Raw genomic sequence first — 22,427 nt, 5'->3', positions numbered from 1 at the left:
TTTAAACCTGTTCCAGCGAGGACTTGACAGGAGTGTATGCACCGTTGGCCGCCAGGACCTTGTGATGCTCACCTTCAATACGCGCTACATCTTCAGCAGGCACCATGTAGCCCTGATCGTCACGTGCAGCGTGAGCAACGAACACAGCAATGGTCGCTACCAGACTTACGCCAACCAGCCACCAGATGTGCCAGATGAACGCGAAGCCGAAGACGGTCAACAGCAGGCCCATGTACAGGCCGGTGGCCGTGTTGTTAGGCATGTGGATAGCCGAGTAGTGAGCTGGAACCTTGTAGGCGGTACCTGCGCGCTTGGCATCCGTGAATGCGTCGATGTCTTTTGCCTCAGGCAGCTCGGCAAAGTTGTAGAACGGCGGTGGCGAAGAAGTGGACCACTCAAGCGTGTGGCCATTCCATGGGTCACCGGTCAGATCGCGGTTCTTGTTGCGGTCACGGATACTGACGAACAACTGGATCAGCTGCGAAGCGATACCGGCTGCGATCAGGAACGCACCGAACAGAGCAACGTTCAGGTAGATGTTCCACTCAGGCATGTCGGTAGCGTTCAGGCGACGGGTCATACCCAGGAAGCCCAGCGCGTACAGCGGCATGAATGCAACGAAGAAACCGCTGATCCAGAACCAGAACGCTGCCTTGCCCCACTTCTCGTTCAGGGTGAAACCGAACGCTTTAGGGAACCAGAACGCGAAGCCGGCGATGTAACCGAATACCGCACCGCCGATGATGACGTTGTGGAAGTGAGCGATTACGAACAGGCTGTTGTGCAGTACGAAGTCAGCACCAGGAATCGCCAACAGAACGCCGGTCATGCCGCCGATCGAGAAGGTGACCATGAAGCCCAGGGTCCAGAGTACTGGCGCAGTGAAGCGCAGGCGGCCCTGGTAGATGGTGAACAGCCAGTTGAATAGCTTCACACCCGTCGGTATCGCGATGAGCATCGTCGCCAGACCGAAGAAGGCGTTGACGTTCGCACCCGCACCCATGGTGAAGAAGTGGTGCAGCCAGACCATGAAGCCCAGTACACAGATCGCGCCGGAAGCGAAGATCATGGACTTGTGGCCGAACAGACGCTTGCCCGAGAACGTCGAGATGACTTCGGAGAAGACACCGAACGCAGGCAGAATCAGGATGTAAACCTCAGGGTGACCCCATGCCCAGAACAGGTTCACGTACATCATGGGGTTACCGCCCATTTCGTTCGTGAAGATGTGGAAGTCCAGGTAACGGTCAAGGGTCAGCAACGCCAGGGTAGCGGTCAGGATCGGGAACGAAGCCACGATCAGGATGTTTGCCCAGGTGCAGGTCCAGGTGAAGATCGGCATGTCCATCAGTTTCATGCCAGGGGTACGCATCTTCAGCACGGTCACCAGGAAGTTGACGCCCGTAAGGGTCGTACCTAGCCCGGATAGCTGTAGCGCCCAGATGTAGTAGTCAACACCTACTCCAGGACTGTATTGCAGACCCGACAACGGCGGATACGCAACCCAGCCGGTCTTGGCGAACTCGCCGACACCCAGGGAGATGTTGATCAGCAGCATGCCCGATACCAGCAGCCAGAAGCTGAGGGAGTTCAGGAACGGGAAGGCTACGTCACGAGCACCGATCTGCAGTGGCAGAACGATGTTCATCAGACCGGTGAAGAACGGCATCGCCATGAAGATGATCATGATCACACCGTGAGCGGTGAAGATCTGGTCATAGTGTTCAGGCGGCAGGAAGCCTTCGGCGCCATTCTGGGCCATGGCCAGCTGGGCACGCATCATGATTGCGTCGGCAAAACCGCGCAGCAGCATGATCATGGCAACGATGATGTACATCACGCCGATTTTCTTGTGGTCGACGGACGTCAACCACTCGGTCCACAGGTAAGACCACTTCTTGAAGTAAGTGATTGCCCCGACAACGCCCAGACCACCGAGCGCGATCATGGCAAGGGTCACCATGACTATCGGCTCGTGGAAGGGTACCGATTCCCAACTTAATTTACCTAACATCGTTTACTCCTCTGCCCCAGCAGCTGAATTTTTGCCCTTTTCCGCACCTTCGGTACCGGCAACTTCCTTCTCACCAGGGATAACCTTCTTGCCTGGATTCATACCTTCATACTTGTCGATGATGATCTGGAACAGGTTCGGAGTAACCGTGGAATAAAGTTCGACGGGATTGCGTTCGCTAGGTTTGGCCAGTTCAGCGTATTCAGCAGCACCAAGCTGTTTAGGTGAACTCTTGACTTCGTTGATCCAGGCATCGAAATCAGCCTGGCTGGTGGCGATAGCCTTGAATTTCATGCCGGTGAAACCCGCGCCACTGTAGTTGGCCGAGATACCGTTGAACTCGTGGTTTTCATTGGCGATCAGATGCAGCTTGGTGTGCATGCCAGCCATTGCGTAGATCTGGCCACCCAGGCCTGGAATGAAGAACGAGTTCATTACAGAGTCGGATGTAACCTGGAAATTGATCGGGGTATTGGCAGGGAAGACGATCTTGTTGACCGTGGCGATGCCTTGTTCCGGATAGATGAACACCCATTTCCAGTCGAGTGCGACAACCTGGATGGTCACAGGCTTGACGTCTGACTCAAGCGGACGGTACGGGTCCAGCGAGTGAGTGGAGATGTAGGTGAAGTAGCCCAGGAAGACCAGCAGGATCATGGGAATACCCCAGACCGCGACTTCGATCTTGGTCGAGTGCGACCAGTCTGGCGTGTACTTGGCAGCCTTGTTGGAGGCGCGATACTTCCAGGCGAAGACGAAGGTCAGGACGATGACCGGGATGACCACGATCAGCATCAGCAACGTGGCGATGATGATCAGGTTCCGCTGCTCGATACCCACCTGCCCTTTCGGATCGAGCAGAGGGACGCCGTCACAGCCGCTGAGCAACAGCATGCTGAACAGGGCCAAGTAGCCAAAAAACCTGGGGTACCTTTTTTTACTCATCTCACGACCTCTAAAAGCAGCTTGCGCGGTGCAGTGGGTTTCGACCGCCAACACTTTACCCTGCCAGTGCCGGCATCTTTTTTAAATTGAACAAGGACCTGCCGGAACGCTCTGTTGCGAAACGACAAATCCGGGGGTTTAGCTATGAATTCTTATTCTGAGTCGCCGGAAACTGCCCCGCTTTCGCAGTTCAATCGCCTTGCACGCGGTCATTCCTGCGCGCTCAGAGGCAAGCATTGCGCTGCCTGTTTAGCCTGCACAGGGCGCTCCGAGCCTCAAAATTTCTGATCGCCAAGCCTGGCTGGACGATGAGTGCTGGCGATTGTAGATATGTAAATTTTTATTGACTATGCCTAATTTTGTAACAGTTAATATCAAAACTTGCAACAATCGCAAATCATTGATCTTCATAACCAGAAAAAATGCCTCGTCAAAACGAGGCATTTTTCCACCAAAGCCCTTGTGATCAGTAAGGTCTACGGCGGTTACGAATGACCCCTGCCGGGACCAGAACGGCCGTCAGAACGAATGCTATCAGAGCCCACTGAGCCAATGACAACCCCATGACGGGCGGATAGGGAGTGGAGCAGAAACCACTGACCTGAAATACCAGCGGGAAGAGCGATGCCAGAGGCAGGCCGTCGACGATAGGTTGCAGGGTGTCGATGCCGCAACTGACGGCCGGATACGCCAGGGTGTAGACATGGTGGCCGGCTGCTGCGATGCCGCCCAGGGCGCTGAAGGTCACCAGGGTTTCCAGCACCGTGATGCTGCGGCGGCCAGGCATGGCCGCGCCGATGAAAGCGAAGATGGCGATGAACAGCAATGCATAGCGTTGCAGGATGCACAGCGGGCAAGGCGCCTCGCCCAGCACGATCTGCATGTACAGGGCGCCACCGATCAGGGACAGGCAGATAATTCCCAGCAAGACCAGAAAACGCTTTTCACGCCTCAGGTACAACGTGTTGTCGCTCATTCACATACCTTATCGAAATGGTGTGCAGGTGCGCAGGGCCAGCACTGGCACTTGCAGGAGGGCTGACCCGCGAGTGTAAACACCCTCTGTCGGGGCGTGCGCGATATTCATCTCTCGTCCCCGCCAACTCAAGCACCCACCCGCCATACGGATGTATTTACCAACCGGATGGTTCCCGAGGGCCGAAAGGCGAAGTGGAGGACCGAGGTGAAAAAACAGATCTCTTCCTTATATATAGAAGGATGCGTCTTTTTGTCGCACCCGACCCTCTGCAAGCCGAAGTGCGACAGTTTACCGCAGGGCAATCCCGGGACACAGCTACCGGCTCCTGAAAGACACAATCGGTAATTCTCTTTCGTTCTGTGACGCAATCAACCGTTTGACGTCAAACAAATCAAACTGCCAGTATTGCGGCCCCGGCTCTTGCGGCCGAAAACAATCCTGCACGAAGTGAAAATCACTTTTCAAGAAGAGTGACTGAACACACAGGCCTTCAACGCTGCGGCCAGTTAGCCTAAAGCCAGCCTGTCGCATGTCGATAACCTGTCACTGAAAGTTGTTTTGCGCCCTGTAGCGACGAACACCTATAGCCAGAAGGTTTTTATGTCACCCACCAACGTCCGAGCAGATTCACTTTCGCTGCTGCTGTTCACTTTACGCAGCGGCAAGCTGATGGCGATCAACTTGCTCAAGGTCAGTGAAATCATCCCCTGCCCGCCCCTGACTCACCTGCCCGAATCCCATCCGCACGTCAAAGGTGTTGCGACACTGCGCGGTGCCTCTCTGTCGGTGATCGATCTCAGCCGAGCCATCGGCGAGCGTCCGCTGGCCGATCCCGATGGCGGGTGCCTGATCGTCACCGACGTAAGCCGCTCCAAGCAGGGTCTGCATGTGCAGGCGGTGAGCAAGATTGTCCATTGCCTGACCACCGATATCCGTCCTCCGCCTTTCGGTTCGAGCGGCCGCTCGTTCATCACCGGCGTGACCCAGGTCGATGGCGTCCTGGTACAAGTGCTGGATATCGAAAAAGTGATTCACGGCATCGCTCCGGCACAAATCGTTGTCCAGTCCGACGAGTTGCCTGCCGAAGACGTCATGGTTCTGTCCCAGGCCCGGATTCTGGTCGTCGACGACAGCCAGGTCGCCCTGCAGCAATCGATCATCACCTTGCGCAATCTTGGTCTGGAGTGCCACACAGCCCGTAGCGCCAAGGAAGCCATCGATGTCTTGCTTGAACTGCAAGGCACCCCGGCGCAAATCAACATCGTGGTTTCAGACATCGAAATGTCCGAAATGGATGGCTATGCCCTGACCCGGACCCTTCGCGAAACCCCGGACTTCCAGAAGCTGTACATCCTGCTGCACACTTCTCTGGACAGCGCGATGAATGGCGAAAAGGCTCAGTTGGCAGGCGCCAATGCGGTACTGACCAAGTTCTCGTCCCCCGAGTTGACCAAATGTCTGATCACGGCGGCACACTCGGTCGTGGCTCAGGATATCTGACCCGCAACCCGCCACGTCCAGCAGGCCCATCCAGTACCGACGCATCAGCCCGACATTGCTGGCTGATGCGTCGGGATCTCGGGCAGCCAGTGCCTTTGCAGCATTGGCCCGCGCCTGTGCGCCCCCTGCCCTTTACGCTTGATCAAGCCCCGGACATCCATTGCCTGCTGACCCTGGGTTATCGGGGTGGCAGCGGAAGCGTGCCGGACTATCGCCACTGGCTAATGGCTTTCGAGCATGACCCCGAGTTCGACACCGACCTGTGTTTCGTCGCTCAGGACGATCAAGGACCGGTCGGTGTGATTACCTGCTGGACCAGCGCCTTCATCAAGGATCTTGTGGTTCACCCACGGGCTCGCCGCAAAGGCGTCGCGATGGCGCTGCTGACTCATCTGTTCGGGCACTTGCGCCAACGCGGCGAAGCGTGTGTCGACCTGTTGGTGATGGAGAACAATCTATCGGCCCGGCGACTGTATGAAAAATCAGATATGTCCTACATCCGACGCTCAGCAATCGAACAGGAGTGATCTGCCATAATCCAGGCCCGAAGCACTGCCCCTGGAGGTCGATCATGAAACCATTCCTCGCACTGCCGATAATCCTCTCGGCTCTTGCCTGCCAGGCCAATGCGGCCACCCCGCAAGCATGGGATGCCCTGGACAAGGCCATGCTCGACGCCTGCCTCAAGGCCAGCCAGCTCAAGGACAGCAAACCCGTCGGCACCAACGCACAGTTCGATGACCGGGTTGGCTACAGCGCCCTGCTCCTGCAAGGACGCTACCCCCAAAAGCACATGAACAACCGCAAGGGCACCGAGCTGTGCCTGTACAGCCGTAAAAACCGGCAAGCCAGCGTGACCGAATGGGACAGCCTCCCCCTCAAGTGAAGCAGCGCTGGCGCACAATTTGCTTCGCAACCTGTCCAGGCCGCGAATGACAGCAACTCGCTGGCAGTCGCGGCAGCTACTCTGAACGGGTTACCGAAACAATGAACACTCAGTTTTCCTGCGTAGGTTGCGGTGGTTGCTGCACCGATCACCATGTTCCCCTGACTCTGGTCGAAGCCACGCAATGGGCGGCTGACGGCGGTGCGGTGATCATTCTGACCGAGGCGTTCCTGAGTAATGGCTACGGTGTGCCCGAAGCACAACTGACTCACGCCACACGCCGCTCGACAGTGGTGAACAGTGGCTCTGCACAAGCCTATGTGGCGATCACCTTTGCAGCCTACAACGTCGGTCGTTGCCGGAATCTTGACGCAGAAAACCTCTGCCGCATCTACGAACGCCGCCCGCTGGTGTGCCGTATCTATCCGATGGAGATCAACCCGCACATTCCGCTGCGCCCCGAAGCCAAGGACTGCCCGCCGGAATCCTGGGAGCAGGGTCCGGACTTGATCGTTGGCAACAAGCTGGTCGATACCCAACTGATGGCGCTGATCGAGCAATCACGTCAGGCCGACAGGGATGAAATCGCTACCAAACAGTCGATCTGCCAGCTATTGGGGATTCGCACCACGGCGCTCAAGGGCAACGGATTTGTGGCTTACCTGCCGGACATGCAGGCTTTTGCAGCCGCCATCGAACAGGTCACCCACGGCACAGAGCTGGTTGCGGGTGATACAGGCTGGGAATTTCACGTGGCCGGGCAAGAGGTCATCAGCACGCTGAGCCTGGCAGGTGCCGAAGTGACAACCCGCGACCCGCTGTCCTATATGTTCATTCCCCTGCAAGCCACCTGAGTGCAGGCAGCCTGAACGCAGGCCGCCCGAATCAGCGCTTGCCCATCGAACGACGGGTTCCGGCAGGCGCAGCGCCGGGAGTCTTGTGGTGCGAAGATTTGCCCGCTTTCTGATACCAGGCCTGATCTTTCTTGGCTTGAGCGAATTCAGAAGGCTTGAACGGAAAGCTGAACGGTGCAATCGCGGGTTTCTTGTCAGTCTCCGGCACTGAGTCGGTGACGGCTTCTGGAGCTGGTGTTTGTTCAGGGGTTGTCATGGCGACACCAAAAGTCGAAATGGCCGGGCACATGCCCGTGGGCGCGCAGCATACCTCAATCGCTGAACGCTTGCCCGGCCAGACATCAGCCGTGAGTCGTCATCATTTGTAGAACAGATCCACCATGACCTCTGCCTCGAACGGCCCGGCCTTGGGTCGGGTAGTCTGCCAAAGCAGCTCGGCATTGAAGTCCACCCTCGCCGCCTGGTTTTCACCCAGCAGATCGGCCAGATGAAACAGCTCGTTATAACGCAGTGGCGCATTAGTCCGTTCGCTCACGATGCGAATGCCCAATGAATTGTTGTTGCCCGGCACCAGAACATCGCCGGACAGGCGTCCCGTCACGGGCCTGAAACGCGCATTGAGACTGAACGGTGATTCACAGCTGCGGTTGGCCAGGAGCGAAAACGGACGCCTGGCAAAAACCTTCCCGACCTCTACACGCTGAATGCCCAGCGAACCGAACTCCAGTGTTTCGGGCAAGACCTGCAACTGGGCCTCACAGGCAATGAAACGCAAACCCGACAGGTTGTTGATGACATAACTCAGGCTGCGGCCCGGCACCGGGTCCAGGCCAGCGGCATCGTCAAGCTGGAACATCCGGTAATCCAGCAGGTCGCTGGCCACTCCCGAAGGCGGAGTCGGCCCATGCTTTTGCACGAACACCGAAAACGCCATATTGAAACGCACCTTGGGACAAGCGCCGATATTGGAATCCCCTTCATGGCACACCGGCACGTACTGCCGGGTACTGATACGCCCGCTGGTTTGCAGGTAGTCCACGCCATCGAGGGTCAAACCGGCCCGAATACCCTGGCCGATCACCCGATTGTCCGGGTTGAGGTAGATGAAGACTTCCTGCTGCACGGACTGCTGCCCTTCCCGAGCGCATTCGACCTGAATGTTCAGCCGCTCGGAACGCCATACCACGTCCCCATCGGGGACCGAGGCAGGTATGGCGACCGTGCTGCTCAAGTCACCATGAATGGCGGACTCACCCGTCCCCTGTGTCTTGCACACCAGAGCAAAACCGGTGGCCGGGCTCAGTGCCACTGAAAGAACGAGGGTTTTCAACCAGCGATTGGCAGGGAAACAGGTCATGTCAGCATTCTTCTTGAAGTTTGATGGAGTCGGGCGTGAAGGGCATCCGCCCTTTCAACCGCGTGCAATAGGCGCGCTGAGCGCCGTAGTCGGTCAGCGCCTTGAATGAAAATATCTGCGGCTGGATGCGTCGAGGCACTGGCAGTTCAAGGCGAGCCCCCGGCTCCAGCAACAGATAATCACTGAGCAGAAGGTCACCGAGCCTCACGGTTTGCAACGTGACGTGGTAAGGCGTGGGATTGCGGACCTGCACCTCTTCATCAGCCAGATTCCAGCTCAGGCGCTGTGCGGTTTCAGCCGGATCGCCCTGCAAACCGGGAGGCCGATAGAACACGTTGATACGCTGGCGCACAGCAATATTGAGCTGGTTGCTGCCCTCACGACGCCTGGGCACCTCCAGAACATACAGGTGCAACAGGGACTCACGGTCCTCAGGCATGCCTGCGCCCTGATACAGCACCCGCAGCTCCTGCTTTCCAGCCGATGGCAGATGGAAAAAATGCGGGGTGATGGCAAATGGCAGAACAGTGCGCTGCTCCCTTGGGGTTTCATCGCTGTCCTGCGGAGCGCTCAGCCAGGCCTGAACCAGCACCTCATGCTCACCGGGGTTGCTGGTCTGGATAGTGGCTTCCCGGAAGGCACCATCAAAAATCAGTCGGGTGCCCGCCAGCGACACTGCTGCCTGCACACTGCCGCACGCCCAGCAGAGCAACACAACCAGCCCGTTACGAAATGCCCGACTCATTGGCAAACCACCTTGAGCCGTTCATACGCATGCCTGGGGTCTTTGGGTGGCAAAGTGAACGGAGCCCGGCAACCTTGCCCGGACCACTGCACGCGCAACACGCCGCTGTCCTTCTCGCTAAGCACCAATGCCTGACTGTTCGGATCGACAACGGCAAGGGTTTTACCCTGTTCGTCTTCGACCGTGGCGCCCAGTGGAATCTGCGTGGCATCGGCACGTACCAGCTCGAACTGCACACGCCGACCTTGCGAGGCCTTGAAAACCACCAATGGTATTGCGCCACGACGCGGCACGATCTGGGTGATCGCGTTATCCAGATCGATATCGGCACCCAGTTGACGGGTGTCCAGCGAAACCCAGTTGGAACGATAAGGCTGGGCATAAGGCAGGACCGCAAAGCCATTGTCCGAAGTTTCCACATTGTTGTAGGACTTCAGCTTTGCACCACCGACATCAGGCACCTGCACCAGCGCGAAGGTTTCCCCCAGCGGCTGACCCAGGTTGATCCCTGCACCATGGGCCACCAATGAACCGGACGCGGCCAGGGTCAAGGCGTCATAGTCTCGACCCTGGCTGTAGCCCGTCTCGAAACGACCGAAAGGCGTCGTGACATTGAGTTTGCCGGCACCAAAACTGCCCGAGTTGCTGTCATGACCGGCCTGGACGGAATAGAACAGGTCGCGCTGATCCAGCACCTGACCGTTGAGCCCGGTCTGCATGGAGTATTCGCCGGAGTCATCACGCACGGCATTGAACGAGAGACGCGAAGACCCCGGCTTGTCGCCCAGTGGCAAGGTCATGCTCAGGGCAATGCGGTTATCGGTTTCTCCCCTCCTGTCAGTACCGGACTCCTGGTTGCGTTCGAGGGACAGGCTGTAATTCAAGGTGCGCCAGACGGCGTTGTAGGACAGATAAAGCTGCCGGGTCTTGCCGGGCAGGTTCCAGTAACGCTGCTCGGAAGCGGTCAGGCTCAGCGAGCCCGTCTGGCTCGGCAATACCTGAGTGACGTTAAGCTCCAGCCGGTCCCTCGCTCGCCCGTTTGGAATCAGGGCAGGCCGCTCGTCCGTTTCACTGACATGCTGGTTGAGGGTTCGATACTGCTCGGTCGAATAGCGATAGCCAGCCACAGCCAGTGTGGTGTTGGTCACATCCAGCGTATTGGCATAACGTACCCGTATGCTCTGGCCGCTACGGGTTTGCTCCTTCAACTCGCTGATCGAATGGGTGATATCGAGAGAGACCGCCCCCAGCCCGGTATTGACCCCCGCCCCGACATTGGCGGCGTTGTAGTCTTCGGCCAGTTGCAGACCACCAAAGCCGGTGACCCGCTCGGAAAGGCCATATATCACGGCAGCACTGGTGAAGTCGGGCGAGGCCTGATGATCGTCATTGCTGTCCACCTGCCCTGCGGCGAGGCTGTAGCGAAACGAACCGGCAGGCACCATGATTGGCAAGGATGCATACGCCTGAGTGAAAGTACGCCGCCGGCCATCAGCCTCGATAATGGTCACCAACAGATCGCCATTGGAACCGCTGGGATAGATGTCGGTGATCTCGAACGGCCCCGGCGAGACGTTGCCGCTGTAAAGCATGAAACCGTTTTGCCGAACCTCGACCGTGGCATTGGTTTCGGCGGTGCCACGAATCACGGGCGCATAAGTGCGCTCGCTGTCGGACAGCATTCCATCGTCAGACGCCATCGCAGCGCCCTTGAAACGCACACTGTCGAAGACCTGGGAATCGGTGAAGGTTTCACCCAGGGTCAACTGGCTCTTGAGAGCCGTGATATCGCGCTGGGCGAAAGTACGGTTGCTGCGAAAACGATAGGACTGATTATCGCCATGGACCAGCGAAGACTCATTGCGCAATCGCCAGGCACCGATGTTGAATCCATTGCGCAGCCCCAGATAATACTGATCCGTTTGCAGCCCGCGTTGACGGCGCCTTGCGCCATTGAAGTTGTAATTGACGAAGCCTGCCGTTTCGCCTTGGTCCCAAAGCTCCGGCGACACATAGCCTCGCCTGCTGCGCGCCATAACAGCCTGGGGAACACTGATATCGAGCCGCAAGGCATCGGGGCGATAATCGACGCGGGCAAATTCAATACTGGCTGCCAGATCGAAACACTCTTGCTGCGCAGCCCCCGTCAGATACTTTGGGTCCAGCCCGAAGTTCTGAAGCATATCCGGGCTCAGGCAGGGCTCGATCAGACCTGACTGGCTGTCAGGAATGAACGTAATATCCCGGCGGCCGCTCAATGCCCGGTTGACATACACATCCACCCGATAAGTACCGGGTAATACGCTGTTGGCGCGCAGAAACTCCTGAAGATCAGGAGGCTGGTCACTGCCTTGAATGAAAGCGGTATTGAACTTGACGGCCTGGACACTTCGCGTGTCCGCCGATGCGCTGGTGAGCGCGGTCATGCATAAACTCATCCCCACCATTGCCAGCCGACAACGCCGCAATGACCTTCGGGTATTGCAGTTCATCCAGTGTGCTGTGTCATAAAGGTCAAAGCCCGACATGACTTTCTTGTTGTTCTGGTTGTGCCATTCCATTAGCTGTTTTCACTCTACTTCGCAGATTTAACGTGCAGCGGAATCCTTTCACGCAGATGCACGGCTACCGAGCCACTGTTATCGTCAGGACTCAAAGGGTTAAGAATCAATAAAAGCGTCCAGGCTAATATTGGGAGAGTTATCGCTATCGGGCTTTACTGGCCAGAGTGATTTGTTCCCCCTTCAAGGTCGCTTGATAAGGAACTTGCCCACCGAAGTCGTTGATGCTGATAAAACTTAGCGACACTGGCCCGCCAGCGGACCTGTGCATCAACGTCAGACGCAGGCTCTGGCCCGGCGAAAGCATCTGGCTTTCAAGGCTGGCCAGTTCCTTGCCGCCCTGGCGGGTGGACAGTTTGAGCATCGATACATGGTAAGGACCCGGATTTTCCACCTCCAGGATATCCCCCTTGAGTAGCCGCCAGCGCAACGTCTCCGGGGCAACCGTCGGGTCGCCCGGCAGGCCCTGGGGCCGGAAGAAAACCTTGATGCGCTGGCGTATCGCGATCTGCAATGTGTTTTCCGATGCCGTCTGGGGAATCTCCTGCACATTGAGCCAGAGCACTGATTCGCGGTCTTGCGGCAAACCGGAACCGGCATAGATGATACGCAGCAATTGCTTGCTGCCACCGGCCATCCGGGCAAGGGTCGGCGTCACGACAAAAGGCAGTTTTGCAGCCACGGTATTGGCCGCAACGGACTCCGTAGCCGGAGCCTCAAGCCAGGATTGCAGGAGAATCTCCCCTCCGCCGCTGTTGTGTACGCCAAAACTGGCTTCCTTGTCACCGCCCTGATAAACGACCCGTGTAGTGTTGAGCACAATGCCCGCCTCGACGACGGACATCCATAACCCCACCGCAAGAAGTACGGCAGAGCGAAAATAGGTAAAAGACATGGGAGCATTCGCTTTGAGTTCGGCATGAGGCAGGGCGAGCAACGCTCACCCTGCCGTTTCATCACTCGTAGTCCAGCACGAAAGGCATGAAACCATCGGCATTACCCGGATTGGTTGGCGTGCCATTGAGGACATAGACAGCACCGAAGTTGATTTCTGCCGTCGCACCACCCGCGCCGTCCTTGATCAGGGTGTTGTCGATAGTTTCGTTACCGCTCAGATCCATAAGTACATTGGATGCGTTAAGCAAACCAATGCCGACACCGTCCGCTGCACCGGTAGTGCGCAACAGTTTTGAATCATTGTTATCCAGACCACTGCCATTACGGGCGGTAAAGCGCATCTTCACCATGTTGTATTGATCGGCACCCGCGCTGCAGTTGACCAGCAACTGAATGGGCATCGCCGTTTCAAGCTTGCTTTCACTCGAAAGACCGATATCGGAAAACGAAACATTTCCAAGATCGACATTGATCTCACCAGGGTTGGTGCCAGGGCTGACACCGGTACCCGGAGCAACATCACAGGAAATATTGGTCAATGTTCCATTGAATATCAACTTACCGTTGTTGGCCGCATTAGCCATGTTTGCGGTACCCAAACCCAGTACACCCATTACAGCCAACGTGAGAGAAAACTTTTTCATACCAACGACATTCCTTGTGTTATTTCGTGTGTGCCCACTATCGGACGGCGAGCACTATAGGTCCCGGACTTTTTCGCCGCTGTCAGGCCAATGACTTTGAAACGCGAGATAAAAAGATTTAACGTGAAGTACTTTTCTGTAGGAAAAGTAAAAAACAGCCTACACGCCATATAATTCAAGGATGTCGCAGAAAAACCCACTAAAAGAGTCAACCAAAGATTGCATTTGGATAAAAACACTTTTCTGTTTTTCAGGCATAAAAAAACCGTCACATTGGCAAACGTGACGGTTGGAGAGAAGGGAAATAGTTACTGGTAGGTAATTATTAACAACCCTGTCTGGTTTTTACTCTGATTCTGTAGGGTTGCCTGCAATGAAGTGGATGACAACACTTGGTACTGCGTGCTGAACGGAATGGCTTTATCGCTGCATGCATTGCGCGAGGTACTCATCTGGAACGTGATACCGGAAACCTGGACATACCGGACATCATTGCCAGGCCCGACGGCAGCGGCCTGCACGATATCACAGCCGGTATTGACAACTTTGCCGTGAAACCTCAGCGCCTCCGCCTGCACCGTTACAGGAACAGCCAGGAACAGCCCGGGAATAACCATCGCGGCAGCCACTCTTCGAGCTTTGGACAGAGCTTCCAGAAAACATCTACAAACCGACGCCTCGCTCTTCATGGCAACACTCCGTTTGATCATCTGACAGATTTCAGTTAAGTCGACGAAAGGATTAACCGCCAGAAAAATCACACGCACACGTAGGACTTTTCTCATAGAAGTGCGAAATGCCTGCACCGTATCTGCAATAACTTTCCGCACACGTACCATGAGCGATTCAAGCGTTTTCCAGTTCAACCTATAAACCAGATATCGCCCGAAGCGGGCTTTTCTTGATGCTGTGCCTGTCATATGACGCTTGCTGACATTTCTGACAGCTAAAAGTCATTCTACTGACCGGATTTACCCGTTATAAGGAACACCTGACATTGCGGTTTCTCACTTGACCCTCCCGGCGCCTCCTTCACATGCGTAAACAGACCAGAATCGTCATTATTGTGGCCACCCTTGCAACGCTTGCCGCGATTGCCGCCTGGAACCTGACTCGCCCTGCTGCTGCCAAGATAAGCACCCCGGTCGCCGTGCCGGTCAAAGTGATCAGTGTCAGTGCCGAAGACGTACCGCGCTTCGTAACCGGAATAGGTTCGGTGCTGTCCTTGCAAAGCGTAGTGATTCGCCCGCAGGTAGACGGCATCCTCACCCGCCTGCTGGTCAAGGAAGGGCAATCGGTCAAGGCCGGCGACCTGCTGGCAACCCTGGATGATCGATCGATTCGGGCCGCACTCGAACAGGCCAAGGCACAACTGGCCCAGAGCCAGGCGCAACTGGATGTGGCGCAAGTGGACCTCAAGCGCTACCGCCAGCTCACTGACGACAATGGCATTTCCAGGCAGACCTTCGATCAGCAAAAGGCCCTGGTTCGCCAGCTCAGTGCCACCGTGCTGGGTAATCAGGCAACGATCAATGCCGCACAGGTCCAGCTTTCCCACACTCAGATTCGCTCGCCAGTGACAGGCCGGGTCGGGATTCGCAATGTGGATGAAGGCAACTTCCTGCGCGTCAGCGATACCGCCGGAATGTTTTCCGTTACCCAGATAAACCCGGTAGCGGTCGAGTTCTCCCTGCCGCAACAGATGCTGCCCACTTTGCAGAGCCTGACCGCGAACACCACCTCGGCGACGGTCAAGGCTTATCTGGGCGATGGCGCCAACGGCACGCTGCTGGGTGAAGGCAAACTGGCCTTGATCGATAACCAGGTCTCGGCCACCACCGGCACCATTCGCGCCAAGGCACAGTTCGACAACGCCGAGGAAAAACTCTGGCCCGGGCAACTGGTCACGGTAAAAATCCAGACCGGCATCGAACGCAACTCGCTCAAGGTTCCGCCTCAAGTCGTGCAGCGCGGTATCGATCAGCATTATGTCTACAGGGTGACGAGCGAACAGAAAGTCGAAGTCGTGCCCGTCACCGTGCTTTATCAGGATAGCGACCTGACTCTGATCAGCGGGCCAAGTGCCGGTGATGTACTGGTCAGCGACGGTCAATCCCGACTCAAGCCGGGCGTGCGGATCGAAGTCGTGAATGAGTCGCCTCAGCCTCCTCTGCTCAAAGTGGGGAGTACGAAATGAAGGGCCAGGGTTCCATTTCGGCCTGGTGCATCGATCATCCGGTCGCCACTCTACTGCTGACGTTCGCTCTGGTGCTGCTGGGTGTCATCGCCTTCCCGCGCCTGCCCATTGCCCCGCTGCCCGAAGCGGAATTTCCGACGATCCAGGTCAACGCGCAGCTTCCCGGCGCCAGCCCGGAAACCATGGCTTCTTCGGTCGCCACGCCCCTTGAAGTGCAGTTCAGCGCGATACCGGGCATGACACAAATGACCTCCAGCAGTGCGCTGGGGTCGACCAACCTGACGCTGCAATTCACACTCAACAAAAGCATCGATACCGCCGCCCAGGAAGTCCAGGCCGCCATCAATACGGCCGCTGGCCGCTTGCCCGCCGACCTGCCGAACCTGCCGACCTGGCGCAAGGTCAACCCGGCCGACAGCCCGGTGCTGATCCTGAGTGTCAGCTCCAACCTGATGCCCGGCACCGAACTGAGTGACATCACCGAAACCCTTCTGGCCCGCCAGCTCAGCCAGATAGAAGGCGTGGGACAAGTTGCCATCGCCGGTCAGCAACGCCCGGCGATCCGTATCCAGGCTGCACCGGAAAAACTCGCCGCACTGGGCCTGACCCTGGCGGATATACGCCAGTCCGTGCAACAGACCAGCCTGAACCTGGCCAAAGGTGCCTTGTATGGCAAGGACAGTATTTCCACGCTGTCCTCCAACGATCAGTTGTTCAAGCCGCAGGACTACGCGCAGTTGATCGTTTCCTACAAGGACGGCGCCCCCGTCCACCTCAAGGATGTGGCGAGAGTCATCAACGGTTCGGAAAACGCTTACGTCAAGACCTGGTCCGGCGACCAGCAGGGCGTCAACATCGCGATTTTCCGCCAGCCCGGCGCCAACATTGTGGATACCGTGGACCGCATTCAACGCGAACTGCCACGCTTGCAGGAAATGCTGCCCGCGTCAGTAGACGTCTCGGTCCTCAACGACCGGACCCGCACCATCCGCGCCTCGCTGCATGAAGTCGAGCTGACCCTGCTGATCGCCGTGTTGCTGGTGATCGCAGTCATGGCACTGTTCCTGCGCCAGCTGTCGGCCACGCTAATCGTCAGCAGCGTACTGGGCGTGTCGCTGGTTGCCAGCTTTGCGATGATGTACGTCATGGGCTTCAGCCTGAACAACCTGACGCTGGTTGCGATTGTGGTGGCCGTCGGCTTCGTGGTGGACGATGCGATTGTCGTGGTGGAAAACATCCATCGCCATCTTGAAGCAGGCCAAGGCATGCGTGAGGCGGCGATCAAGGGCTCGGGGGAAATCGGCTTCACGGTGGTATCGATCAGTTTCTCTCTGGTGGCTGCCTTCATTCCGCTGTTGTTCATGGGCGGCGTGGTCGGGCGACTGTTCAAGGAGTTCGCCCTGACAGCCACGGCGACCATTCTGATTTCCGTCGTGGTTTCCCTGACACTGGCTCCAACGCTCGCCGCCATGTTCATGCGCGCCCCCAAGCACAGCCAGCATCAGAAACCGGGCTTTGGCGAGCGGCTGCTGGCGCTCTATGAGCGCGGCTTGCGCAAGGCTCTGGCTCACCAGCGTCTGACGCTCGGGGTCTTCGGCCTGACGCTGGTCCTCGCGGTTGTCGGTTATGTGGTCATTCCCAAGGGTTTCTTCCCGGTCCAGGACACCGCATTCGCTCTGGGGACCACCGAAGCCGCAGCCGATATTTCCTATCCGGACATGGTGAAAAAACACCTGGAGCTGGCAAAGATCGTCGGGGCCGACCCGGCGGTGCTGGCGTTCTCGCATTCGGTCGGGGTCAGCGGCAACAACCAGACCATCGCCAACGGCCGCTTCTGGATTTCTCTCAAGCCCCGAGCCCAGCGCGATGTGTCGGTCAATGAGTTCATCGACCGCCTGCGTCCGAAACTGGCCAAGGTCCCCGGCATCGTTCTTTACCTGCGCGCCGGCCAGGACATCAACCTCAGTTCCGGCCCCAGCCGTAGCCAGTATCAATATGTGCTCAAGAGCAACGATGGCGACCTGCTCAATACCTGGACCCAGCGCCTGACCGAAAAACTGCGCAGCAATCCGGCATTCCGCGACCTGTCCAACGACCTGCAACTGGGCGGCAGCGTGACCCATATCGAAATCGACCGCAGCGCCGCCTCGCGTTTCGGGCTGACCACCGCCGATGTCGATCAGGCGCTCTACGACGCCTTCGGCCAGCGGCAGATCAGTGAATTCCAGACCGAGGTCAACCAGTACAAGGTCGTGCTGGAGCTGGACGCACAACAGCGCGGCAAGGCCGAGAGCCTGAACTACTTCTACCTGCGCTCGCCGTTGACCAACGAGATGGTGCCGCTGTCGGCACTGGCCAAGGTCAGTGCGCCGACCATGGGGCCGCTGTCCATCAGCCATGACGGCATGTTCCCGGCCGCCAACCTGTCCTTCAACCTGGCCTCGGGCGTGGCGTTGGGCGATGCAGTACGCATGCTGGATGAAGCCAAGAAAGAAATCGCCATGCCGGCGGCGATCATCGGCAACTTCCAGGGCGCAGCCCAGGCATTCCAGAGTTCACTGGCCAACCAGCCATGGCTGATTCTGGCGGCGCTGGTGGCGGTGTATATCATTCTGGGTGTGCTTTACGAGAGTTTCGTCCACCCGCTGACCATCATTTCCACCCTGCCCTCGGCGGGCATCGGCGCGCTGTTGTTGCTGTGGATGATGGGCCAGGACTTCTCGATCATGGCGCTGATCGGAGTGGTGCTGCTGATCGGCATCGTCAAGAAAAACGGCATCCTGCTGGTGGACTTCGCACTTGAAGCCCAGCGTGAACAAGGTCTGACGCCACGGGAAGCAATCTATGAAGCCTGCATGACACGCTTTCGTCCGATTATCATGACCACCCTCGCCGCCCTGCTCGGCGCGCTGCCGTTGATGCTCGGCTTCGGGGTCGGTGCCGAACTGCGCCAGCCACTGGGGATTGCAGTGGTCGGCGGCCTGCTGGTCAGCCAGATGCTGACGCTGTTCACCACGCCGGTCATCTATCTGCAACTGGAGCGGCTGTTCCATCGCCGCCAGCCAGAGCCTGCGCCAGCGCTGGCCATCCACAAGTGAGAGTCGTCCCATGCGCGTGCTGATTATCGAAGACGAAGAGAAAACAGCGGATTACCTGCATCGCGGCCTGACCGAACAAGGCTATACCGTGGATCTGGCCCGGGACGGTATCGAAGGGCTGCACCAGGCCCTGGAAAACGAATACGAAGTCATCATCCTCGATGTCATGCTGCCAGGCCTTGATGGCTTTGGCGTGCTGCGCGCATTGCGGGCAAAGAAGCAGACGCCAGTGATCATGCTGACCGCACGCGAGCAGGTCGATGACCGGATTCGCGGCCTGCGCGAAGGTGCAGACGATTATCTGGGCAAACCGTTTTCCTTCCTGGAACTGGTCGCACGCCTGCAAGCGCTGACCCGGCGCAGCGGCGGCCATGAACCGGTGCAGATCAGCATCGCCGACCTGTGGATCGACCTGATCAGCCGCAAGGCCACGCGCTCCGGCGTACGCCTGGAACTGACCGCCAAGGAGTTCTCGCTGCTCAGTGTGCTGGCTCGGCGTCAGGGCGAGATTCTGTCCAAGACCGCCATTGCCGAGATGGTCTGGGACATCAATTTCGACAGCGACGCCAATGTCGTGGAAGTCGCGATCAAGCGTCTGCGCGCCAAGCTGGACGGCCCCCACGAACAGAAACTGCTGCACACCATTCGCGGCATGGGCTACGTGCTGGAGAACCGTGGTGCGGACTGACTCCATCGCCTTGCGCCTGAGCGGCCTGTTCGCGCTGGTCGCCTTCGGGGTGTTTCTGCTGATCGGCTGGGCCTTGTACCTGCAAGTCGACAAGAGCCTGGACCTGCTGCCCAAAGCCGAAGTGGATGCGCGCTACAGTGTGCTGGAGTCGGCAGTCAGTCGCTTCGGCAACCCCGAGCACTGGGGCAAGATCAAGAACAAGCTCACCTTGCTGAGCGAAGAAGACAAGCGTATCCGCTTCTGGGTCGTCAGCGACGATCCGGTCTATGAGTATGGTCGCCCGAGCACCGAGATCCGCAATTTTGCCCACGGTCCGCTGGGCATGCGCGATCTGAAACTGGCCGATCACCCGTATCCTTTCAAGGTACTGGTCAGCGAGTTTCCAGCCAAGGACCAGCGCCCCACGCTGCGCTTCATGACAGCCATCGACACGGAAACGTTTTGGCATACACAGCACTCGCTGCTGATTGCGCTGGTCAGCCTGGCAGTCGTCGGGATTGCCCTGGCTTCAGTGCTGGGCTACTGGGTGGCGCGCATTGGCTTGCGGCCGCTGGCCAGCCTTTCGTGGGAGGCCCAGAAACTGTCACCGCCGCATTTGTCCGGTCGCCTGCAAATGTCGCCATTGCCTCCAGAGCTGGAACAGTTCGTCACCTCTTTCAACTCGACGCTGGAGCGTGTCGAACAGGCCTATTCGCGGCTTGAGTCGTTCAACGCCGATGTGGCCCATGAACTGCGCTCACCGCTGACCAACCTCATCGGCCAGACTCAGGTAGCACTGACTCGCGGTCGCTCGGCCGAGCATTATTTCGAGGTGCTGCAATCGAACCTTGAAGAACTGGAGCGGCTGCGCTCGATCATCAACGACATGCTGTTCCTGGCCAGTGCCGATCAGGGCAGTAAAGTCACTGAGCTGACCTGCTCCTCTCTTGCTCAGGAAGTCGCCACTACCCTCGATTACCTGGATTTCATCCTTGAAGACGCTCAGGTCAAAGTCGATGTGCAAGGTGACGCCAGCGTGCCTATCGAAAAAGCCCATCTTCGCCGGGCCCTGATCAATCTGCTGCACAATGCGGTGCAACATACCGAGCCGGGTGAAGTGATTCGCGTGGACATTCAGCCAGGCAGCGGGCATGTCATTATCGGCGTCGCCAACCCCGGCCCCCAGATACCGGGAGAACATCTGCCCCGGCTGTTCGAGCGGTTCTATCGGGTAGATGCATCACGCAGCAACAGCGGCGCCAATCATGGCCTGGGGCTGGCGATCGTCAAAGCCATTGCGCTGATGCACGGAGGTACCGTCTTTGTGAAAAGCGAGCAGGGTTTCAATACGTTCGGAATCCATTTACCGCTCTAACTCAGCGTCATAAAAACCACGCCAACAAACAGCACACTAATGAAATATTCTTATTCACTGTGCTGCCCCCGAAAAACCCGTCCTTACTTGAATTAATTCATATGTTTTCATAAAGAGCGTGATATATATCCCGGCCCGAACCGCCCTGTTTTGGACGTACAACGGCTGCGATGAATTCTCCTGTGCCCGTGCAATCTGCAAAATATAAATGGACTCGTTCCGAGAACGTGCTGATCTGTGGAAGCTCGCTGTCAATGCTGGCCATACTGCTCATTGTCGCGTTCCTGCTGGCCCGTGAGCGTTCCGACGCAACATTGTCAGCGGCCCGTACAGCCTCCAATATCGTTCAATTGATCAATGCCGATGTACTGCGCAATGCCGAGCTGTATGACACTTCATTACAAGGCATCCTCAAGTCGTGGAAGCGTCCGGACCTGCCAGACATTTCGCCGGAACTGCGACAACTTGTCCTGTTTGATCGCTCCACAATAGCGCCGTTCAAGGGCGATATGGTGCTGCTGGATAAAACCGGAAAGATTATTGCGGACTCTTTGTCGGTGACGCCGCGTAACGATAACTTTTCAGATCGTGCCTATTTCCAGAGCCACCTGAAAAACCCGTCCCAGGGCCTGCACGTAAGCGGTCCGTTCAAGACACGCTGGGGCAATCCGGATTGGTGCATCAGCCTCAGCCGTCGCATGTCTGGCCCCAATGGCGAATTCGAAGGCGTCGCCAGTGGCGTCATACGGCTGATTTACTTCAAGCAACTGTTCAAGAGCCAGGTGCTGGAAAAAGGCAGCAGCATCAGCCTGATCACGGCACAGGGCACCATGCTGGTCCGCTACCCCGATATTGAGGGCCAGGACCTGACGGGGAAGGATTACAGTGCCTCGGAAAACTTCAAGCGTATCGTGCAGGAAGGCACCGGCAGCTTCACCGCCATGTCATCCCAGCTCAAGGCCATGCGCTTCTATACCTTTTCCCGTGTCGGCGATTTACAACTGATTGTTGTGATCGGTCAGGCCGAGGAAGAGGTGTATGCGGTCTGGAGACGCAATGCCTGGCTGGTGGGCAGCGCCACTGGTGTGCTGTGCATCGGGATTGTCTGGCTGACCTTGCTGCTGTGCCGTGAACTGCGCCGCCGCCACATGGCTGAAGACAAACTGGCCAGCCTCGCCGCGACCGATGGCCTGACCGGGCTGGCAAACCGGCGTCAGCTCGATGATGCGCTGGAGATCGAATGGGCGCGAGCGCTGCGCTCCGGCAAGCCACTGTCGCTGTTGATGATCGATGTGGACCATTTCAAGGCCTTCAACGAAAGTCATGGCCATCAAGGCGGAGATGAGGCACTGCGCAAGGTCGCCTACACCATTTCACGCAATATCCGTCGCCCTGGCGATATAGCCGCACGCTATGGTGGCGAGGAGTTTGTCGTGGTGCTGCCTGAAACCGATCTGCAGGGCGCGATGGTATTGGCTGAGTCGATCCGTCTGGCAGTCGAATCCATTCCTCCGTTTACCGACGACACACAATCGATCACGGTCAGCATTGGTGTCGCCTCACAGATCGTCCATCAGGACAATAAACTCGAAGCCCTGTTCGGGCTGGCCGACAAGGCGCTGTATCAGGCCAAGAACAATGGACGCAACAGAGTGGAACAGAGGCTGTTCGCCCGGAGCTGAACGCAAAAAACGCCAGACTGGCTGGC

General features: G+C 57.6%; 19 protein-coding genes. 9 read left to right on the top strand and 10 right to left on the bottom strand.

The genetic code is table 11. The features are described from left to right. Position 1: 1 nt before the first annotated feature. The 3 genes from cyoB to Q6A51_RS18835 form a co-directional block, all read right to left on the bottom strand. Positions 2–2,014 carry a cytochrome o ubiquinol oxidase subunit I gene (cyoB, locus tag Q6A51_RS18845; RefSeq protein WP_201005943.1) on the bottom strand — a complete coding sequence of 671 codons (2,013 nt, stop codon included), beginning with the start codon at positions 2,012–2,014 and terminating at the stop codon, positions 2–4. Positions 2,015–2,017: 3 nt separating this feature from the next. Then, a complete protein-coding gene (cyoA, locus tag Q6A51_RS18840; RefSeq protein WP_201005945.1) occupies positions 2,018–2,959 on the bottom strand; it encodes a ubiquinol oxidase subunit II in 942 nt (313 codons plus the stop codon). A gap of 466 nt (positions 2,960–3,425) precedes the next feature. Next, a complete protein-coding gene (locus Q6A51_RS18835; protein ID WP_201005946.1) occupies positions 3,426–3,935 on the bottom strand; it encodes a disulfide bond formation protein B in 510 nt (169 codons plus the stop codon). Positions 3,936–4,538: 603 nt separating this feature from the next. On the opposite strand from Q6A51_RS18835, the gene Q6A51_RS18830 reads away from it, so the two are divergent. The 4 genes from Q6A51_RS18830 (at position 4,539) to Q6A51_RS18815 (ending at position 7,178) form a co-directional block, all read left to right on the top strand. After that, the gene (locus Q6A51_RS18830) at positions 4,539–5,438 is read left to right on the top strand and encodes a chemotaxis protein (RefSeq protein ID WP_201018020.1); all 900 of its coding nucleotides are present in this window, start codon (positions 4,539–4,541) and stop codon (positions 5,436–5,438) included. A gap of 65 nt (positions 5,439–5,503) precedes the next feature. Then, complete coding sequence (locus Q6A51_RS18825) at positions 5,504–5,965, top strand: GNAT family N-acetyltransferase (RefSeq protein WP_201018098.1); 462 nt, start codon at positions 5,504–5,506, stop codon at positions 5,963–5,965. Between the two features lie 44 nt (positions 5,966–6,009). After that, positions 6,010–6,324 carry a hypothetical protein gene (locus Q6A51_RS18820; RefSeq protein ID WP_201005948.1) on the top strand — a complete coding sequence of 105 codons (315 nt, stop codon included), beginning with the start codon at positions 6,010–6,012 and terminating at the stop codon, positions 6,322–6,324. A 101-nt stretch (positions 6,325–6,425) separates the two neighbouring features. Beyond that, positions 6,426–7,178: a YkgJ family cysteine cluster protein gene (locus tag Q6A51_RS18815; protein ID WP_304575457.1), complete on the top strand. Its 753-nt coding sequence runs from the start codon at positions 6,426–6,428 to the stop codon at positions 7,176–7,178. A 31-nt stretch (positions 7,179–7,209) separates the two neighbouring features. Here Q6A51_RS18815 and Q6A51_RS18810 read toward each other — a convergent pair whose 3' ends face one another. The 7 genes from Q6A51_RS18810 to Q6A51_RS18780 all read right to left on the bottom strand — a co-directional run bounded on the left by Q6A51_RS18810 (position 7,210) and on the right by Q6A51_RS18780 (position 14,302). Next, positions 7,210–7,434: a hypothetical protein gene (locus Q6A51_RS18810; protein WP_201018023.1), complete on the bottom strand. Its 225-nt coding sequence runs from the start codon at positions 7,432–7,434 to the stop codon at positions 7,210–7,212. Between the two features lie 102 nt (positions 7,435–7,536). Further along, a complete protein-coding gene (locus tag Q6A51_RS18805; RefSeq protein WP_201018024.1) occupies positions 7,537–8,535 on the bottom strand; it encodes a fimbrial protein in 999 nt (332 codons plus the stop codon). 1 nt (position 8,536) lies between these two features. Beyond that, positions 8,537–9,286, bottom strand: coding sequence for a fimbrial biogenesis chaperone (locus Q6A51_RS18800; protein ID WP_374063385.1), 750 nt, complete (start codon positions 9,284–9,286; stop codon positions 8,537–8,539). Next, positions 9,277–11,841 (bottom strand): fimbria/pilus outer membrane usher protein, encoded by a 2,565-nt coding sequence (locus Q6A51_RS18795; RefSeq protein ID WP_458296246.1) that lies wholly within the window; start codon positions 11,839–11,841, stop codon positions 9,277–9,279. The genes Q6A51_RS18800 and Q6A51_RS18795 overlap by 10 nt, the downstream gene beginning before the upstream one ends. Before the next feature lie 145 nt (positions 11,842–11,986). Continuing rightward, positions 11,987–12,736: a fimbrial biogenesis chaperone gene (locus tag Q6A51_RS18790; protein ID WP_201018027.1), complete on the bottom strand. Its 750-nt coding sequence runs from the start codon at positions 12,734–12,736 to the stop codon at positions 11,987–11,989. Between the two features lie 61 nt (positions 12,737–12,797). Further along, complete coding sequence (locus tag Q6A51_RS18785) at positions 12,798–13,382, bottom strand: fimbrial protein (protein WP_201005956.1); 585 nt, start codon at positions 13,380–13,382, stop codon at positions 12,798–12,800. A 308-nt stretch (positions 13,383–13,690) separates the two neighbouring features. After that, positions 13,691–14,302, bottom strand: a complete 612-nt coding sequence (locus tag Q6A51_RS18780) for a hypothetical protein (RefSeq protein ID WP_201018028.1) — start codon at positions 14,300–14,302, stop codon at positions 13,691–13,693. A 116-nt stretch (positions 14,303–14,418) separates the two neighbouring features. Here Q6A51_RS18780 and Q6A51_RS18775 point away from each other — a divergent pair, with 116 nt between their 5' ends. The 5 genes from Q6A51_RS18775 to Q6A51_RS18755 all read left to right on the top strand — a co-directional run bounded on the left by Q6A51_RS18775 (position 14,419) and on the right by Q6A51_RS18755 (position 22,401). After that, on the top strand, positions 14,419–15,579 hold the full coding sequence (locus Q6A51_RS18775; RefSeq protein ID WP_304575456.1) for an efflux RND transporter periplasmic adaptor subunit: 1,161 nt from the start codon (positions 14,419–14,421) through the stop codon (positions 15,577–15,579). Continuing rightward, on the top strand, positions 15,576–18,677 hold the full coding sequence (locus Q6A51_RS18770; protein ID WP_304575455.1) for a multidrug efflux RND transporter permease subunit: 3,102 nt from the start codon (positions 15,576–15,578) through the stop codon (positions 18,675–18,677). Before Q6A51_RS18775 ends, Q6A51_RS18770 begins: the two co-directional genes overlap by 4 nt. 10 nt (positions 18,678–18,687) lie before the next feature. After that, positions 18,688–19,365 carry a heavy metal response regulator transcription factor gene (locus tag Q6A51_RS18765; protein WP_201005960.1) on the top strand — a complete coding sequence of 226 codons (678 nt, stop codon included), beginning with the start codon at positions 18,688–18,690 and terminating at the stop codon, positions 19,363–19,365. Beyond that, positions 19,355–20,719: a heavy metal sensor histidine kinase gene (locus Q6A51_RS18760; protein WP_304575454.1), complete on the top strand. Its 1,365-nt coding sequence runs from the start codon at positions 19,355–19,357 to the stop codon at positions 20,717–20,719. The genes Q6A51_RS18765 and Q6A51_RS18760 overlap by 11 nt, the downstream gene beginning before the upstream one ends. A gap of 170 nt (positions 20,720–20,889) precedes the next feature. After that, positions 20,890–22,401 carry a sensor domain-containing diguanylate cyclase gene (locus Q6A51_RS18755; RefSeq protein WP_304575453.1) on the top strand — a complete coding sequence of 504 codons (1,512 nt, stop codon included), beginning with the start codon at positions 20,890–20,892 and terminating at the stop codon, positions 22,399–22,401. The last annotated feature ends 26 nt before the right edge of the window (positions 22,402–22,427 follow it).

Source organism: Pseudomonas serbiensis, assembly GCF_030580745.1.
GTDB classification, from domain to species: domain Bacteria; phylum Pseudomonadota; class Gammaproteobacteria; order Pseudomonadales; family Pseudomonadaceae; genus Aquipseudomonas; species Aquipseudomonas serbiensis.
The sequence above is the reverse complement of the archived record's forward strand: the minus strand, read 5'-3'. Positions and strand labels throughout refer to the sequence as shown.